Annotated in this window: 14 protein-coding genes; 9 read left to right on the forward strand and 5 right to left on the reverse strand. The window is 71.1% G+C overall.

What is annotated here, in order from left to right; translation table 11 throughout:
* Positions 1-387: 387 nt before the first annotated feature.
* Positions 388-1,809, reverse strand: a complete 1,422-nt coding sequence (locus tag O7605_RS20945; protein WP_269740732.1) for a phosphatase PAP2 family protein — start codon at positions 1,807-1,809, stop codon at positions 388-390.
* A 185-nt stretch (positions 1,810-1,994) separates the two neighbouring features.
* On the opposite strand from O7605_RS20945, the gene O7605_RS20950 reads away from it, so the two are divergent.
* From O7605_RS20950 to O7605_RS20960, 3 genes are all read left to right on the forward strand, one after another.
* Positions 1,995-2,120 carry a hypothetical protein gene (locus O7605_RS20950; RefSeq protein WP_269740733.1) on the forward strand — a complete coding sequence of 42 codons (126 nt, stop codon included), beginning with the start codon at positions 1,995-1,997 and terminating at the stop codon, positions 2,118-2,120.
* A gap of 355 nt (positions 2,121-2,475) precedes the next feature.
* On the forward strand, positions 2,476-3,246 hold the full coding sequence (locus tag O7605_RS20955; protein ID WP_443083953.1) for an ABC transporter ATP-binding protein: 771 nt from the start codon (positions 2,476-2,478) through the stop codon (positions 3,244-3,246).
* Positions 3,243-5,777, forward strand: coding sequence for an FtsX-like permease family protein (locus O7605_RS20960; protein ID WP_269740734.1), 2,535 nt, complete (start codon positions 3,243-3,245; stop codon positions 5,775-5,777). The genes O7605_RS20955 and O7605_RS20960 overlap by 4 nt, the downstream gene beginning before the upstream one ends.
* A gap of 96 nt (positions 5,778-5,873) precedes the next feature.
* On the opposite strand, the gene O7605_RS20965 is transcribed toward O7605_RS20960, so the two are convergent.
* The 4 genes from O7605_RS20965 to O7605_RS20980 form a co-directional block, all read right to left on the reverse strand.
* A complete protein-coding gene (locus O7605_RS20965; RefSeq protein ID WP_269740735.1) occupies positions 5,874-6,587 on the reverse strand; it encodes a hypothetical protein in 714 nt (237 codons plus the stop codon).
* Positions 6,588-6,623: 36 nt separating this feature from the next.
* Positions 6,624-6,866 (reverse strand): hypothetical protein, encoded by a 243-nt coding sequence (locus O7605_RS20970; protein ID WP_269740736.1) that lies wholly within the window; start codon positions 6,864-6,866, stop codon positions 6,624-6,626.
* 174 nt (positions 6,867-7,040) lie between these two features.
* Positions 7,041-7,451, reverse strand: coding sequence for a MerR family transcriptional regulator (locus tag O7605_RS20975; RefSeq protein WP_269740737.1), 411 nt, complete (start codon positions 7,449-7,451; stop codon positions 7,041-7,043).
* A gap of 15 nt (positions 7,452-7,466) precedes the next feature.
* The gene (locus O7605_RS20980; RefSeq protein WP_269740738.1) at positions 7,467-8,486 is read right to left on the reverse strand and encodes an MDR family NADP-dependent oxidoreductase; all 1,020 of its coding nucleotides are present in this window, start codon (positions 8,484-8,486) and stop codon (positions 7,467-7,469) included.
* Positions 8,487-8,729: 243 nt separating this feature from the next.
* Between O7605_RS20980 and O7605_RS20985 the strand changes: the two genes are divergently transcribed.
* The 6 genes from O7605_RS20985 to O7605_RS21010 all read left to right on the forward strand — a co-directional run bounded on the left by O7605_RS20985 (position 8,730) and on the right by O7605_RS21010 (position 16,775).
* Positions 8,730-10,028 carry a sensor histidine kinase gene (locus tag O7605_RS20985; RefSeq protein ID WP_269740739.1) on the forward strand — a complete coding sequence of 433 codons (1,299 nt, stop codon included), beginning with the start codon at positions 8,730-8,732 and terminating at the stop codon, positions 10,026-10,028.
* Positions 10,016-10,678, forward strand: coding sequence for a response regulator transcription factor (locus tag O7605_RS20990; RefSeq protein ID WP_269740740.1), 663 nt, complete (start codon positions 10,016-10,018; stop codon positions 10,676-10,678). Before O7605_RS20985 ends, O7605_RS20990 begins: the two co-directional genes overlap by 13 nt.
* A 131-nt stretch (positions 10,679-10,809) precedes the next feature.
* Positions 10,810-11,583 (forward strand): ABC transporter ATP-binding protein, encoded by a 774-nt coding sequence (locus tag O7605_RS20995; protein WP_269740741.1) that lies wholly within the window; start codon positions 10,810-10,812, stop codon positions 11,581-11,583.
* Positions 11,584-11,586: 3 nt separating this feature from the next.
* Positions 11,587-14,124, forward strand: coding sequence for an ABC transporter permease (locus O7605_RS21000; RefSeq protein ID WP_269740742.1), 2,538 nt, complete (start codon positions 11,587-11,589; stop codon positions 14,122-14,124).
* Between the two features lie 96 nt (positions 14,125-14,220).
* Positions 14,221-15,453, forward strand: a complete 1,233-nt coding sequence (locus O7605_RS21005; RefSeq protein ID WP_269740743.1) for a serine hydrolase domain-containing protein — start codon at positions 14,221-14,223, stop codon at positions 15,451-15,453.
* Between the two features lie 197 nt (positions 15,454-15,650).
* On the forward strand, positions 15,651-16,775 hold the full coding sequence (locus O7605_RS21010; RefSeq protein ID WP_443083996.1) for a serine hydrolase domain-containing protein: 1,125 nt from the start codon (positions 15,651-15,653) through the stop codon (positions 16,773-16,775).
* Positions 16,776-16,861 lie beyond the last annotated feature (86 nt).

The following is a 16,861-nucleotide window of genomic DNA, read 5'->3' on the forward strand; positions in this document are numbered from 1 at the left end:
GCCGCAGGTTCCGCACCGCTCGTTCCTCCGCGGGGCCGACCGGGGTAGCTCCGTGGTAGGGGATCCGATCACCGACCACGGCACCCACCGGCCTGCCAACCGACCGGCCGGCGCGTCTCCGGGCGGCGCTGCGTCGACTGCCATCACTAGCCCCCTACATGCGGGTTACGTCGCTTGTCTGAGGCCCAGTGATACGGAGCGAATCTGAGGCGACCGTTAATGCGGCGCTCAGGCTCCGTCAGGTCGGAGAACATCTCCGACAGCGCCCTCGCCTGCGGGGCGGGTCGCCCGAGGGCGAGCTGGGCACGGGTGCTCTGCAGCAGACACGCCTCGTGCCCGTTCGGTCGATCCCGCCGGTCCTGATGTCTCAGGTGACGAAGCGCAGCGTCACGTACGGACCTCGGCCGGCGCCGGCCGCGCGTTCGGCCGTAGCACCCACCACAGCAGGCCGACCCAGAGCGCGGTCAGGATCGCGGCGCCGAGCAGGTCGGTCGGGTGGTGCATGCCGCGGTACATCCGGGACAGCGCGACACCGGCCGGCATGACCACCGCGAGCGCCACGGCGAACCAGCGCCACCGGCCGCTCAACCGGTCCATGACCAAAACGGCGATCGCCACCCAGATGCACATCGTCGCGGCGATGTGCCCCGACGGGAACGACGACGTGGACATCGGGCTGTCGAGCTGCGGCACCGGCGGGCGGTCCCGCTGGACGCTGGCCGCGGTGCACAGGAACAGGGTGAGCTGGCCGACCATGGTGAGCACCACGAACACCACCGGTCGCCACTGCCGCCACACGGCCGACGCGATCGAGCAGAACACCAGCGAGACGGCCAGGATGGCAGGGGTGTCGCCGGCCGTGCTCCACACCCGGCTCACGTCGTCCAGGGTGGGCGTGCGCAACGTCTGCAGCCACCGGACCACGCCGTCGTCGAAACGTCCCAGCCAGGTGCCCTCGGTGTGGTTCGTCAACAGGTAGCCGACGACGTACAGGATGCCGAACGTGAACCCCCAGCCGGTCAGGATCTCGGTGGCCTTGACCCACCGGTGCGGGATCGGACGGCCGCTGTCCGGCGCCGGTCTGATCGCCTCGGCGGCCTCCGGCTCCAGCCCGTCGTCGCGCGGCGCCACCGGGTGCGTCGCCGCGCGTCGCCACAGCCCGAACGCGTACGCCGTGACGCCCAGCCACAGCGCGCCGAGCAGCCAGCCGGCCAGCACGTCGGTCAGGTAGTGCACGCCGAGCGCGATCCGGGTCACCCCGATCGCGACCACGAGCAGCGCGACGGCCGCCGTGAACAGCTTCCGGTAGCGCACCGCGGGCAGGAACACGAGCAGCAGCGCGCCATAGACCACCATCGACCCGAGCGCGTGCCCGCTCGGGAAGCTGTTGCCGGGCGCGATCGCCACCGGTGCCTCGACCACCGGGCGCATCCGGCCGACCAGCGACTTCACCGACGGGTCGAGCAGCAGCGCGCCGGTGGTGGTGGCCAGCAGGTAGCCGGCGAGGCGGACCCGCCGGCGCACCAGCAGCAGCAGCGCGGCGACGCCGACCAGCCAGAGCATGACCGGCCGCCCGCCCAGCCGGGTTGTCTCGTGGAGCGCGTTCACCAGGTACGGCCGGGGCGACACGACCTCGTTGAGCTCCCGAACGACATCGCCGTCGACGTCGGTCACCGGCTCCAGGCGCAACCGGACGAGGAGCACCAGCAGCCCGAACCCGAGCCCGATCGCGACGACCAGCAGCGGCACCCACCGGCCGACCAGCCGACCGGGCGGCGCTTCCCCGGACGGTGCCGCGTCGACTGCCATCAATGGCCTCCCGGTACGAGCTACATCGCTTATCCGATGCCGGCTTGGTACCGAGCGAATCTGAGACGACGATTAAGGGACGTGCGGGCGGCGCGGGTGAAATGGCACCGTGGTACCGCCGCTCGGCCGAGAAGGACGACCGTGGTACGACGAGACGGGCCGAAATCGGGCCTAGCGTTCGGGCTATGACGAAGCTTGACAGTCCACTGCGGAGGCCCGGGGCGGCCACCATGGCGCTGGCGACGGCATTTCCCTCCGCCACCGGCATGACCTGGCGGCTCTGTGTCGCCTGGGCATTGTCTGTCGGGTAGCACCTCGACGCCACCCACGCTGGTGCGTGTGCTGGGCGCCTGGTTCGACCACCCGGCCTGAGCGCCGCATTAACGGTCGCCTCAGGTTCGCTCGGTATCAGTAGACCTCAGACAAGCGACGTAACCCGCACGTAGGGGGCTGGTGATGGCAGTCAACGCAGCACCCACCGGTCGGTTGGCAGACCGGTGGGTGCGTGGTGTGCGCACATCGAATCCGGTCGGGGCGACGACGACAAAGCGGTGAGGCACACCGGTTCATGGAGCACCGCGTGAATCCTGACCAGCCATCTTTCGGAATCCCTTACAGAACGTTCAACCACTTATCGGAGGTCTCGTGTCCTCACGTCAAGATTCCATGGTCGTCGACCGGCAGTTCGGGAGCGCGCTGTCAGCCGACGCTGACGACGCTGCGGCCATGCTCGTCGGTGCAGTGAAGCGATACGGTGTCGGCCAGTCAGCCGTCGTGGCGCTCGACGACGTCACCATCGCGTTCCCGGCGGGAAAGTTCACGGCTGTGATGGGCCCGTCGGGTTCGGGAAAGTCGACGATGATGCACTGCGCCGCCGGGCTGGATCAATTGACGTCGGGCCGCGCATTCGTCGGCAACACCGATCTGTCGGGTCTCAATGACCGCGAGTTGACCAGGCTGCGTCGAGAACGGATCGGGTTCGTGTTCCAGGCGTTCAATCTCGTGGCGACGCTCACGGCCGAGGAGAACATCTGCCTGCCGTTGACGTTGTCGGGGCGCCGGCCGAGCGCCGCAGTGCTCGACCAGGTCGTGGCGCTGCTGCGCCTCGGTGACCGCATGCATCATCGGCCGACGGAGCTGTCGGGTGGCCAACAACAGCGAGTCGCCGTCGCCCGGGCGCTGGTCGCCCAGCCGCAGGTGGTTTTCGCCGACGAGCCCACCGGCAATCTCGACACCCGGTCCGGACAGGAGATCCTCGGATTCCTGCGATCAGCGGTCGATCTGCAGCACCAGTCGATCGTGATGGTCACGCACGATCCCAACGCCGCCGCCTGGGCGGACCACGTCGTGTTCGTCGTCGACGGCCGAGTGCACGACGTGATGGATCACCCGTCGGCCGATTCGGTGATCGACGTGATGAAGGGCCTGGGGCGATGAGCCAGATGATGCGGAGTGCGGCTCGAAGCGTGCTCGCGAGTCGGGGTCGGTTCGCGCTGACGGGCGCGGCGATCACGCTGTCGGTGGCGTTCCTCGTCGCGACGCTGGTGCTGTCCGACTCGATGCGTGGCCGAGCGGCCGGTGACATCGCCGAAGCGTTGGCCGGGACGGACGCCGTGGTGCAGGGCGTCGTGCTCGGCGAGCCCGGGGGAGGGCCGGGAGATCCGGAAAGGTCGGTTCGGCGGTCACTGGATCCCGACATCACCGAGCGCGTGGCCACGGTCGATGGCGTCGACGGGGCCGCCTCGCAATGGGTCGGCTTCGCGAAGCTGGTCGTCGATGGATCATCAGTCGGAACCGGCACGGCGAGCGACGTCGGTCGCAACTGGGTCGCCGACCCGGTGCTCAATCCGTTCCGGCTCGCGAGCGGGCGACCACCAACCGAGGTCGGCGAGATCGTGATCGACCGATCGCTCGCCGATGACGCAGGCCTGGCTCCGGGTGACGTCGTACAGGTGCTGACCACGACGGGCTTGTACGACGCGACCATCACCGGTGTCGCGACGTTCGCGTCGGCGGACGCGGCACCGCTGCAGCGAACGGTGCTGTTGCCCGACGGAGCGGTGTCCGCCTGGCTCGACACCCCGGCGCCGACGGAGGTGCTCGTCGACATCGCGGAGGGCGCTGACCGCGCCGAGGTGCTCGGTCGATTGTCGGGGCTGACTGACGCCGAGGTCGTCGACGGGCCCGACCACATCCGGAGGATGCAGGACGCCGCGACGTCACCGCTGCAGTTCCTGACCGTGTTCCTCCTGGCCTTCGCCGTGGTCGCGGTGTTGATCGGTGTGACGATCATCTTCAACACGTTCGCGCTCACCGTCGCCCGCCGCCGGCGGGAGTCGGGTCTGTTGCGTGCGATCGGTGCGGAAAGACGCCAGGTGCTCGGCGGAGTGGTGATCGAGGCGGCGCTCGTCGGGACCGTCGCCACGCTCGTCGGCCTCGGGTGTGGGGTCGCGGGAGTGGGCGCGCTGCGCTGGCTCGTCGGACTCGCCGGGATCACGTTGCTCACCGGACCGTCGATCGTGAGCGCGACCTCGATCGCGGTCGCCGCGACCGTCGGCATCGGCGCAACGATCCTCTCGGCGTGGATCCCGGCTCGCCGGGCGGCGGCGACACCGCCGATCGAGGCGCTACGCGAGAGCGCGGCGGAACCCCGGGTCGTGAGCCCGGCGCGAACCGTGACCGGGCTCGTGCTCGCCGCGGCGGCGATCGCTGGAGCAGGTGTGGCTGTGGTGGTCTCGAGCGCGACGTGGGTCGTGCTCGTCGTTGCCATCGTGCCGGCGCTCGTGTTGTGCGGCCCGGCGCTCGTGACCGCCGCAGCGCGTGGGAGCGCACAGTTGGCTCGCCGCGCCGCCGGTGTGGGTGGCGCGATCGCGACGCGCAACCTGGCTGCGAGCCCCCGTCGATCGGCGTCGACGGCGCTCGCGCTCATGCTCGGCACCGCGATGGTGACGATGTTCGCGATCTTCGCGAGCTCGCTGACGAGCGCGGTCGGGACGGACGTTCGTGAAGGACTACAGGCGGACCTGGTGGTCACGTCGGCGACCGCCGATCTACCGACGATCGACCCCACCCTGGCCGGCCGGATCGCAGCCCTGCCCGACGTCGACGCGGTCGCCGCGCTGTCGGTCGCCGAAGGGATCGTGGCAGGCAAAGCCGAGGCGATCGGCGGCATCGACCCGACGGCGCTGCCCACCACGTTCGACCTCGACCCGATCGCCGGCGACCTCGCCGACCTGGGCGAGGGGGGCGTGGCCGTGGTCGGCGACGACCCGACGCTGCTCGGCGGCACCCTCGCGATCGAGTTCGAACGCTCGACACTCGAAGCGCCGATCGTCGCCGTGGTCGGGCGGAGCACCGGAGGTTTCGAAGCCCCGCTGTACTTCCTCGACCGTGCGATACTCGATGCCGTGGTCGGTCGTCTGCTCGACGCTCTGTTGTTCGTCGACCTCGCCGACGGAGCGGCCGCGGACGCCGAGGGAGACGTGCGGGCGCTGGTCCGAGCCACGCCCGGGTCGTTCTTCGAGACTCGGGCGGAACACGTCGCCAACAGCGGGAGCGAGATCGCGGCGTTCCGGAACTTCATCGACGGGATGCTTGTCCTCGCGAGTTTCATCGCGCTCCTCGGAGTCGCCAACACCACGGCGCTCGCGATCAAGGAACGCTCTGGAGAGCTCGGCCTGCTGCGAGCGGTCGGCACGACTCGCCGAGAGCTGCGTCGAATCGTGCGGCTCGAGGTGGCACTGCTGTCGTTCGTGGCAGCATCGATCGGTATCGCCGTCGCAGTCGGGTTCGGCTGGGCGCTGATCACCGTCACCGGTGGCGCGGAGATCCCATCCGTCGTCGTACCGTGGTCTCGCCTCGCGGTGACGCTCGTCGTGGCGGTCGCAGCCGGCGTCGTCGCCGCAGCGTGGCCCGCGTTCCGGGTCTCCCGGGTGCCCGTGCTCGAGCTGGCGGCCCGGGACCGCTGAGGCGCAGGTCCTGCGCCTGGACCTGGCGGTCGTCACATGCCCCCGGTCGACGGCTTCGCGTTCACAGGATGCCGATTTGGACAGGGGCTCGGTGTGCTAGGCCAGCAGCGTCTCCCGCATCCGCGCGCCCAGGTTGATGCCGCCGACCACGTGAGGGCCGGTTGGATCGTGGACGGCGAGGGTGTTGTTGCGGCGCATCACCTCGCGGACCGGAGGCGGCAGCCGGGGCGGGTCGTCGATGGCCGCGAGCACCTGCCCGGCGGTCGAGATCAGTCGGTCGGCCAGAGCCGCGGCGTCGGTGTCCACCCGGACCTGGCCGTACTCGCAGCCGATGACGGTGAGGTCGAGCACCTCGAACACTCGGGTCAGGAGCGGGGCCGGGTCGGTCACCCGGCCGAGCCGGGGCGCGTGGCTGCCGACCACTGCGACGGCGGCGGTCACCTGCGCGTACGGGTGGAGGCCGCTCGGCAGCGCGATCAGTGGCCACCGCAGCGCCGCACCGGCCTCCTTCCACAGCGGCCGGTAGTTGCGGCGGTGCACGAGGAGTCGCCGACCCGTGCGTCGATGCACGTCGTGGGCCTGGGCCTGCAGGTCCGTGTGCGCCTCGTCGGCGGCCTCGCACACCATCCGGGCGGCCACCATCAGGCCATCGTCGTCGTCGAGCATCCGGGTGATGGCTTCGACCTGCTCCGGAAACCGGACCGGCGAGCCGGCGCCGTAGCGGTGCCGGACATCGCGCAGCAGTGCCTGCTGCCGCTCTGGATCGAGCTGGACCCGCTTGCTACCCAGCAACCGCCGGAGCCAACGCATCTCGCCTCGTTTCAGCCGCCGTAGACCGCAGCAATGCTAGTGCGCCGTACGTCCCTCGTACCGCGTGGGGTGTTGAGCCTTCTTCCTCACGAGCGATGCGCGAGGCTCAACTGCCTGGAGAGTCGGCGTCATCGGCGCGAACTGCGGCGATCCCCGGTAGGCAACCGGGAAAGCGGCGATGGCGGACTGCAGGTCGGTCAAGGGTCCGCCGTCGATCGGCGTGCGGGCCACCAGTAACTGCGCGGTGCCACGCCAGACCGCCATCGCGTACTCAGCCACGGAGGCATGGCACAACAGCCTGCCGGCGGACGTGCTCAGCTGCAGGTCATCGCGGCGGGTACACACACGCCGGATGGCGTGGGCTGGACGGGATCGAGCGGTTCCGGGTGCACCTCTGGCCGGAATGAGGGCGGCGAGGCGGAGGCCGGTGCCACCCTCCTTCGGGAGGGCTGGTCAATGGGTGTCCGCCGTCGGGGGCGGCGCCTTTTCGGCCAACTGGGCGTGGCAGACGGACAAGAGTTGCCGCAGTCGGGTCAGCCGTGTGATGTGCCCGTCGATGATCTCCAGCCGGCGGCGGAACATCTCGCTCGCCTGTGGTAGCCGGATGCGGTCGGGCACGGTGTGTTCGGGCAGAGTGTCGCCGTCGAGCAGATGAAGATGGTCGCTGAGCGTGGCGATGTCGTCGACGGTGAGGCCGAGCGACAGCAACTCGCGGATGATCTTCACTCGGGCCACGTCGGCATTGCGGTAGGTCCGGTGCCCGGTGCGGGTGCGTATCGGTGGCGGCAGCAGTCCTCGCTGTTCGTAGAAGCGCAACGCCCGCGGTGTGGTTCCCGCTGCCGCCGCCGCGTCACCGATCCGCATCGTGCCTCCCGACCGTCAGAGTTCCACGAGGACGGCGCCGACATGCCGTCCCTCGACGACCTCCTGGAACGCTTGGGCGGCCCGGTCGATTCCATGGATGCGGGTATGCGGGAACCGGATGCTGCCGGTCTGCAGCCAGGCGCCGAAGCGCTGCGTCCATTCGGTGAGCGCGTCGGGGTGGTCGGCGGCGTTGAACCCGCGCAGACTGATTCGCTTCAGCACGATGGGCACGAGGTCCAGTTCCAGCGTGGCGGTCGTGCCGGTGCCCTCGGCGGCGAGTTGCGCCGACAGCGCGCCGATCAGCACGATGCGGGCGTGGGGCCGGGCGGCCTGCACCGCCGCCTGAAGTTGTTCGCCGCCGACGGTGTCGAGCGCCACGTCGACGCCGTCCGGGGCGGCGTTGGCGAGCTGTGAGCTGATCGGTTCCGCTCCGCGTACGACGACCGCGTCGTAACCGAGTTCGGTGGTCAGGAAGTGGGCCTTCGCCGGTGAGCCGGTGGTGCCGATGACTCTGGCCGCGCCGAGACGACGGGCGATCTGGCCGGCGAGGGAACCGACCGCGCCGGCGGCGCCGGTGATCAGCACCGTGTCGCCGGTACGGACGGCGGCGGCGCGGGTCAGCGCCGCGTACCCGGTCCAGCCCTGCGACAAGTGAGCCAGCGGATCCGGTAGCGGGTCTCCGAGCCGACGACACCGGTCGACCGGGACGACCGCGTACTCGCGCCAGCCGAGGTCGTGCCCGACCAGCTCGCCCCGACGCAGGCCGCTGGAGTCGGGGGCGGCGACGACCTCGCCGATCGCGGCGCCGGGCAGCGGATCGCCGGGTCGTGGGCCGGGCAGTCCCGCCGCGGCCGCGCCGATGAGGGTCCGGAGCAGGGCCGCGGAGACCAGGAAGGCACGGTTGCGGACCAGGACCTCGCCGGACGCGCGGGGCGGCACCGGGACCTCGACGATGGTGAAGTCTTCCGGGCGCGGCAGGCCGTCCGGAGTCGTGAGCAACTGAACCTGACGATGGACGGAAGGCAGGGGAGGCACGGAACGCTCCTTGTTCGGTCGGTGGAGCGCGACCGTAAACCCTGACCCATGCGTCAACTGCAAGACTCGGCGTCGATGCCGGGCAGCCCCGGGGCGCGGACCTCTGGCCCAGGTTCGTGCCGTTCGGCGGATTTGCCGGACGAGATCCCGGCACCCACGGACTGGTACAGCAGGCTGTACTTTCTGGGCCGCGACACGTCGGGGCCGACCTTGCGTCGCTATCGTCTCTGCCGGGAGGTACAGATGCCGCGCAGGGACGCCGCTGAGGCTTCGGCCGCTGCGGGCCAACTGGACCCGCAGCGTTGGCGGGCGGCGCGGCGGTACCTGCGTCGCCGCCTACGAATGTCTGTCGACGCCATCGAAAACCTCGTCGGCGGCCTCGGCACGTCGATCCTGGCGCTGGCGGCCGTACTGCTCCTGCTCCTGGTGGCGCTCGCCAGCCTGGTCGGCGTCGGCCTGGCGATGGTGCCGTCGACAGCGAAGGCGGTCCGGCTCGCCGCCAACCGGGAGCGGGCCCGACTGTCCCGGTGGGACCGCGACCTGCCCCTGCCGCCGGCGGTCCCCACCAGCCTGCGCGACGTCCTGCGCGACCCGTGGGTTCGGCGCGAGTGCGGGTTCGTGGCCGTCCACGGCACCGTCGGGTTCGGGCTGGGGGTGCTCGGGCTGTCCCTGCCGATCTCCGCCGTGCAGAACCTGCTGTTCCCGCTCTACTACTGGGTGCTGCCGCCGGAGGCGGGCGGCCCGGGCTTCATCGACTGGCGGATCGACGGGTTGCCCGACGCGTTGCTGGTGGGGCTGATCGGGGTCGGCTGGCTCGCCGCGACCGTGGTGCTCAACCCGCCGTTGGCCGGGCTGCAGGCGCTGCCGGGGCGACGGTTGCTGGCACCCCCGCGCGATGTCGACATGTCGCTGCGGATCGCCGAGCTGACCGCCACCCGGGCGGCCGCGCTGGACGCGCACGCCGTCGAGCTGCGTCGCATCGAGCGGTCCCTGCACGACGGGGCGCAGAACCGACTGGTCGCGGTCACCGTACTGCTGGGGGCCGCGCGGCGGGCGATGCTCCGGGATCCGGCGCGGGCGGCGGAGATCCTGGACCGCGCGCACGAGTCGGCCGAACTGGCCCTCGCGGAGCTGCGCAGCGTCGTACGCGGGATTCTGCCCCCGGTGCTCGACGACCGGGGGCTCGCCGCCGCGATCGACGGGCTGGCCGCCGGCTGCGCGGTACCGTGCGTGGTGGAGGTCGGCGTCCCGGGCCGATGCGCCGCGTCGGTCGAGGCGACGGCGTATTTCGTGGTCGCGGAGGCGCTTACCAACGTCGCCCGGCACAGTGGCGCCGCCTCGGCGGCGGTCACCGTGCGGCGCAGCGTCGACCGGCTCTACGTGTCGATCGTCGACGACGGCCGGGGCGGTGCCGACGAGGGCCTCGGCTCGGGCCTCGGCGGCATCCGGCGGCGGGTGCAGGGCCACGACGGCCGGTTCACATTGACCAGCCCACCAGGTGGGCCGACGACCCTACTCGTGGAGCTGCCGTGCGGATCGTGATCGCCGAGGACGACGCCCTGCTGCGGGAAGGTCTGTCGCTGCTGCTGCGGGCCGAAGGGCTCGACGTGGTCGCCACCACCGACTCACCGACGACCTTCCTGGCCGCCGTGGACGAGTTCCGGCCGGATGTCGCGATCGTCGACGTCCGGATGCCGCCCACCCACACCGACGAGGGCATCGTGGCCGCCGTCGAGGCCCGGCGTCGTCGACCCGACCTCGCGGTGCTGGTCCTGTCGGCGTATGTCGAGCAGGCGTTCGCCACCGATCTGCTCGCCGGCGGCGCGGTCCGGCTCGGCTACCTGCTGAAGGAACGGGTCGGCCGGGTCGAGGAGTTCCTCACCGCGCTGCACCGGGTCGCCGACGGCGGTACGGCGATCGACCCGGAGGTGGTCGGCCAGTTGTTCGCCCGCAGCCGTCCCGACAGCACCCTGAGCCGGCTCAGCGGCCGGGAACGCGACGTGCTCGCCCTGATGGCTGAAGGGCTCGGCAACGGGGCGATCGCGCAGCGGCTGTTCGTCACCGACGGGGCCGTGCACAAGCACATCCGCAGCATCTTCGCCAAACTCGGTCTCGCCCCGGACGACCGCGCCGACCGGCGGGTGACGGCGGTGCTGCGCTATCTCGAGGACGCCCAGCGCCGCGTTCGGTGATGCCGGCGGCGCGCGACTGGTACAGCCTGCTGTACCCCGGTTGGCCAGTACGCTGGATCGTCCGACAGCCCGTCTGACCATAGCGTTTCTCCATGTCATCGTCCTTCGACGACAGGGAGAGGTTGGTCCAGATGTCCGTCCGCGTTGGACGCCCCGCCGACCCGGCGGTCCGCGTGATACAGCTCGCCCGTACGTATGGTTCCGGACCGCAGGCGGTCACCGCGCTCGCCGGTGTCGACGCGGAGTTCCACCGCGGCACGTTCACGGCGGTGATGGGGCCGTCCGGTTCCGGCAAGAGCACCCTGCTGCAGACCGCGGCCGGCCTGGACCGGCCCTCCTCCGGGCAGGTGTGGATCGGCGGCCAGGATCTGTCGCGGCTGTCGGAGACGAAGCTGACCAAACTCCGGCGCAACCGGATCGGCTTCGTCTTCCAGGCCTTCAATCTGATCGGCGCGCTGACCGTCGAGGAGAACATCCACCTGCCGCTGCGGCTGTCCGGGGTACGCCCGGACGCCGTCTGGCTGCGCCAGGTGGTCGAGCGGGTCGGGCTCGGTGACCGGTTGCACCACCGCCCGGCCGAGTTGTCCGGCGGGCAGCAGCAGCGGGTGGCGATCGCCCGGGCGCTGGCGATGCGCCCCGAGGTGATCTTCTGTGACGAGCCGACCGGCGCGCTGGACACCCAGACCGCCGCCGACGTGCTGGCCCTGCTGCGATCGGTGGTCGACGACGCGCAGCAGACGGTGATCATGGTGACCCACGATCCGGTGGCGGCCTCGTACGCCGACCGGGTGATGGTCCTGGCCGACGGTCGGATCGTGCGGGACATGCCCCAGCCGGGTGCGGAGCAGATCGCCGAGCAGTTGGCGTGGCTCGGCCGCCGCCAGCTCGTCACCCAGGAGAGCTGAGCCATGCTGATGCTCGCTCTCCGGATGCTGCGCCACCGCATCGGCAGCGCGGTCGCCACCCTCGTCGCGCTCACCTGCGGCGTCATGATCCTCATGTCGATGGGCGTGATGGTCGAGTCCGGGATGCGATTCACCCCGGCACCGCAGCGGTACGGCGCCGCCGACATCCTGGTCGCGGAGCGCGACCTGACCATCGAGACCACCGAGTTCGGTGAGACGTCCACGGTCACCGTGGACCTGCCCACCGGCGGAAGCGTGCCGGTCACCCTCGCCGACCGCATCGGGCAGCTGCCCGGCGTGGCGGTCGCCGCCGCCGACCGCTCGATCCAGGCGGTCGTGCCGATCGACGACACCGCGCAGGGGGCGGTCGCGCACGGTTGGAGCAGCGCCGCGCTCACCCCGTACCGGATCGTCGACGGCAACCAGCCGGACACCACCGACGAGGTCGCCATCGACGTCCGGCTCGCCTCGGCGGCCGGTACCCGACTGCGGCCCGGCGACCGGATCGCGGTCCTCGCCGGCGGCTCGGTCAACCAGTACCGGATCAGCGGCATCGTGGACCGAACCGCCGCCGGTGACACCCCGTCCGCGCTGTTCTTCACCGACGACCACGCCGCGGCGCTCAGCGGCAGCCCGGACCGGGCCGACGTGATCGGGATCGTCCTGGCCCATGGTGCGGACCCGGCGGCCGTGACGGCCGAGGTCGACCGGCTGGCCGCCGAGACCGGCGCGACGGTCCACACCGGCCCCGAACGGGCCGGAGTCGAACAGTCCGAGGCGCTCATGGCGGCCGACATGCTGATCCAACTCGGTTCCGCGCTCGGTGGCTACATCGCCGGGCTCGTCATGTTCGTCGTCGCCGGAACGATCGGCCTGGCGGTCCGCCACCGCCGCCGCGACCTGGCCCTGTTGCGCGCCGTCGCGGCGACCCCGGGACAGGTACGGCTGCTGGTCGTCGCCGAGGTCGCGCAGTTGGCCATCATCGCGGTGGTGCTCGGCGTCCCCGCCGGACTGTGGGTCAGCGACTGGGTGCACCGGCAGCTCATGGACCGGGGCTTCATCCCGCACGGCTTCCCGTTCGCCGGCGGAGTGCTCACCGCGGTGGCGGTCAGCGTGGCGACCGTGCTGGTGGCGGTGTCGGCGGCGCTGATCGCGGCCCGCCGTACGGTGCGGATCCGGCCGACCGAGGCGCTCGGTGAGATCGCCGTGGAGCCGGCCCGCAGCAGCCGCCTCCGGCTCCTCGCGGGTCTGATCGCACTCGGCGGCGGGGTCACGTTGACCGTGTTCACCACCGCCCTGCGTGGCCAGGCCGGACTCGGCGCGGCGCTGGGCATGCTGTTCGTCTTCGTGCTCGCCGCCGCTCTGCTCGCCCCGTGGATAAACCGGTACGCGGCACAGGTGCTCGGTCCGGTGCTGCGCGCCGTCTGGGGCGACAGCGGATACCTGGCGGCGGCCAACCTGCGGGCGAACGCACGGGGCATGGCGACCGTGCTCACCGCGTTGGTGCTGTCGGTCGGCTTCGGCGGCTCGATCTGGTTCCTGCAGGACAACCTGGATCGGGAGGCCATCGCCCAGACTCGCGACGGCACACTGGCCCAGCACACGCTGGTGTCGGCGGTCGGGCTCCCGGCGAGCGCCGCAGCGGACGCCCGCGAGCTGCCCGGCGTCGTTGCCGCCACACCGATCCGGCGTACCTCGGTGATCCTGCCGGTGCTGGGGGGCGCCGAACCCTTCGGTGCCCAGGCGATCGAACCAGCCGGGGCCGACCGGACCATGGACCTGTCGGTCACCGAGGGCAGCCTCGCCGACCTGCGCGGCGACACCGTGGCACTGTCCGATCTGCAAGCGTCCACGCTGGGAGCGGAGCTCGGCGACCAGGTCGAGTTCTGGCTCGGTGACGGCACCCCGGTGACGTTGCGGCTGGTCGCCATCTACGAACGCGGGCTCGCCTTCGGGGACGTGACCCTCAATCGGGAGACGGTCGATGGCCACACCCCGACCAACCTCGACGACGAGATCCTGATCCGCACCGAACCGGGCGACGCCGAGGCCGTCGCCGGGCTTGCCGGCCTGGTCGAGCGGTACCCGGGTAGCGGCCTGATCGACACCGGGGCCGTCGGCGCCCAGCTCGCCACCGACCTGGCGCTCAGCGCCTGGATGAACAAGCTGGTCATCGGTGTCATGGTCGGCTACGCCGCCCTCGCTGCCGCCAACACCATGATCATGGCGGCGCTGGCCCGGGGCCGTGAACTGGCCCTGCTGCGGCTGGTCGGTGTCACGGCCGGTCAGGTCAAGCGGATGGTGCACGCCGAACAGGTCGGCCTGCTCGGCACGTCGCTGCTCATCGGTGGTGCCATCGCCGCCGTCACGTTGGTCTCGGTGGTCCGGATGATGACCGGACAGCTGGTCCCCTACGTCCCGCCGCTCGGCTGGATCTCGATCATCGGCGGCACCACGCTGCTCGCGCTGGTCACCACCATCGCTCCCATCAGCGCACTCCTGCGGACGCCACCGGTCAACAGCATCGGCGTCAAGGAATGACCGTCAAGCCGGTCCGCCGCAGGCACCGACGAACCGTCGTCGGCTCCGTGGACCGGCGCACGGGGCGACCGATCCGAACACTCACCAGGAGGTTCCATGTCACCGCAACCCACCGACAGCTCCGGTAAGGCGATCACCAACGACGGCACCGCGACGCCGCGTAAGCGGTTCGGTGCCGGCCGCCGCACCGGCGCCGCCCTGTCGCTCGTCGCACTGGTCGGGATCGCCGGCGTCGGACTCCAGTACGCCGACGCCGCGCAGGCCCACCGCCCGAAGAAGGACACCGTCCAGAAAAGCCTGGACGAGCTGGTCAGGGCCGGCGTCGCCCCCGGGGCGCTGGCCTCGGTACGGGACAGCACGGGTCGCGTCACCAACTACACCGCCGGGGTCAACGATCCGCGGACCAGGGCGAAGGTGCCCACCGACGGGTACGTACGGATGGCGAGCAACACCAAGATGTACACCGCAGTCACCGTCCTCCAGCTCGTCGACGAGGGCAAGGTGAAGCTGGACGAGCCGGTCGAGACGTACCTGCCGGGGCTGGTCCGTGGGGAGGGCTTCGACGGACACACCATCACGGTCCGCCACCTGCTGAGCATGACCAGTGGCCTGCCGGAGTACGACCTGCCGGACGTCTCCGTGTGGGGCAAGAGGTACTACGAGCCGCGCGACATGCTCGACTCGGCGTTCTCCAAGCCGGCACACGCGCCGGCCCCCGGCGGGCAGGTGCAGTACCGCAACGCCAACTACATCGTGGCCGGTCTGCTGGTGCAGAAGGTCACCGGTCGCCCGATCAGCGAAGTGATCACCAACAAGATCCTGAAGCCGGTCGGGCTGCACGAGACGTACTGGCCGGAGGTCGGTGACAAGACCGTCCGCCTGCCGCACGCCAAGGGTTACCTGCCGGACCCGGAGACGATGAAGTGGGTGGACACCACCCAGGTGGACCCCTCCATCGCCTGGGCGGCCGGCCAGATGATCTCGACTCCGAGTGACCTCAACAAGTTCCTGGTGGCGCTGCAGACCGGGAAGCTGATCTCACCGGCGACCCTGGCCGAGATGCGTGACAGCAAGGTCTTCCTTCCCGGTGGCGAGGCCTTCCCGGACCTGGTGTGGCACTACGGCCTCGGCACCACCGGGTACGACCTCTCCTGCGGCGGTCGCGCCTGGGGGCACGGCGGCGACATCGACGGGTACTCCAGCCGTACCGCCATCACCGCCGACGGTCGCGCCGTGACCGTCGTGGTGACCGCCGCCACCAGCCCGGTCCCCGACGGCATCTTCCAGGTCCTGGACGCATTCGACGCGGCCCTGTGCGCCGGCAGGTAGCCGTCGCCGGTCAACTGACCCGATCCCTTCGCCCGAACAGCCACTGACGGAGCGACCGCCGTCCGTGCCGGAACGCCTGGCGTACCCGGCCCGGGCGGCGGCCCGACCGCCATCCGTACCCAGTCAAGGAGCCTGCCGTGCCCACCCAACTCACTCGACTCCGCCGGCCCACCCGGTCGCGTCGCCGGGTCGTCGCCATGGCCACGACCGCGGTGATCGCGGCGGGCGGTCTCAGCGCCGCCGGCCCGGCCGGCACCGCCCGGGCCGGGACCCGTCCCGACGCCATCGGCCAACGCATCGAGAAGCTCGTCGGTACCGACCGGCATCCGGGCGCGCTGGCCGCCGTCCGGGACCGGCGCGGCCGGACCCGGCACTACACGGCCGGGGTCGGCGACCTGCGCACCGGCGCGAAGGTGCCGATGAACGGCCGGGTACGCGTCGGCAGCGCCAGCAAGATGTTCGCCTCCGTCGTCGTGCTGCAGCTCGTCGGCGAGGGCACCGTGGACCTCGACGAGTCGGTCGAGACGTACCTGCCGGGTCTGGTGCGCAGCCCCGGTGTGGACGCCGACGCGATCACGGTCCGTCAACTGCTGCAGCACACCAGCGGCCTGCCCGACTACACCGACACGATGTTCCCGGAAATGATCGACATCCCGCCGTACCAGCACGTGTACCTCGAGCCCCGGGATCTGCTCGACATGGCCAATGCCAGGGAAGGCAGGCAGGCCGGCGACTGGGCCTACAGCAACACCAACTACCTGCTGGCCGGCCTGATCGCCCAACGGGTCACCGGCCGGCCGTTCAACGAGCTGGTCACCACCCGGGTCATCGAGCGGACCGGCCTGCGCGACACCTACGCGCCCGGCGTCGGTGAGGAAGGTATCCGCGGCCGGCATCCCAAGGGTTACCAGCTCGATGAAGCCACCGGGGAACTGCTCGACTTCACCCGGATGGACCCGAGCTGGGGATGGGCCGCCGGCCAGCTGGTCTCCACTCCGGCCGATCTCAACGCGTTCCTGCGGGCCCTGCTGGCCGGCAAACTGCTCAGACCCGCGCAGCTGGCCGAGATGCGGACCACCGTCGCGGTGCATCCGCAATCGGGCGTGGGGTACGGGCTCGGCCTCTTCCGCACCCCGTTGAGCTGCGGCGGGGTGGCCTGGGGCCACGGCGGTGACATCCCCGGTTACTCGACCGTCAACGGCGCCACCGACGACGGTCGCGCGGCGACCCTGGTGGTCACCTCGCTCAACGGGTCGGTAACGGACGGCTCTGTCGCCGCCGACCGGGCCGCCCTCGTCGACGCCGCGCTCTGCGCGAAGTGACCGGCACGGCACGAGTCGCGACACGTGTGGATCCGCCACTGACGCTCGGCCGTCCGCTAGCGTTCGATGTTAACCCGGCGGTCGAT

It is taken from the genome of Verrucosispora sp. WMMA2121, assembly GCF_027460185.1.
Taxonomy (GTDB): Bacteria; Actinomycetota; Actinomycetes; order Mycobacteriales; family Micromonosporaceae; genus Micromonospora; species Micromonospora palythoicola.

Coding starts and splice junctions, on each gene's coding strand:
- O7605_RS20945 (WP_269740732.1), bottom strand. CDS start 1,809: ATGGCAGTCGACGCGGCACCGTCCGGGGAAGCGCCGCCCGGTCGGCTG.
- O7605_RS20950 (WP_269740733.1), top strand. CDS start 1,995: ATGACGAAGCTTGACAGTCCACTGCGGAGGCCCGGGGCGGCCACCATG.
- O7605_RS20955 (WP_443083953.1), top strand. CDS start 2,476: ATGGTCGTCGACCGGCAGTTCGGGAGCGCGCTGTCAGCCGACGCTGAC.
- O7605_RS20960 (WP_269740734.1), top strand. CDS start 3,243: ATGAGCCAGATGATGCGGAGTGCGGCTCGAAGCGTGCTCGCGAGTCGG.
- O7605_RS20965 (WP_269740735.1), bottom strand. CDS start 6,587: ATGCGTTGGCTCCGGCGGTTGCTGGGTAGCAAGCGGGTCCAGCTCGAT.
- O7605_RS20975 (WP_269740737.1), bottom strand. CDS start 7,451: ATGCGGATCGGTGACGCGGCGGCGGCAGCGGGAACCACACCGCGGGCG.
- O7605_RS20985 (WP_269740739.1), top strand. CDS start 8,730: ATGCCGCGCAGGGACGCCGCTGAGGCTTCGGCCGCTGCGGGCCAACTG.
- O7605_RS20995 (WP_269740741.1), top strand. CDS start 10,810: ATGTCCGTCCGCGTTGGACGCCCCGCCGACCCGGCGGTCCGCGTGATA.
- O7605_RS21000 (WP_269740742.1), top strand. CDS start 11,587: ATGCTGATGCTCGCTCTCCGGATGCTGCGCCACCGCATCGGCAGCGCG.
- O7605_RS21005 (WP_269740743.1), top strand. CDS start 14,221: ATGTCACCGCAACCCACCGACAGCTCCGGTAAGGCGATCACCAACGAC.
- O7605_RS21010 (WP_443083996.1), top strand. CDS start 15,651: ATGGCCACGACCGCGGTGATCGCGGCGGGCGGTCTCAGCGCCGCCGGC.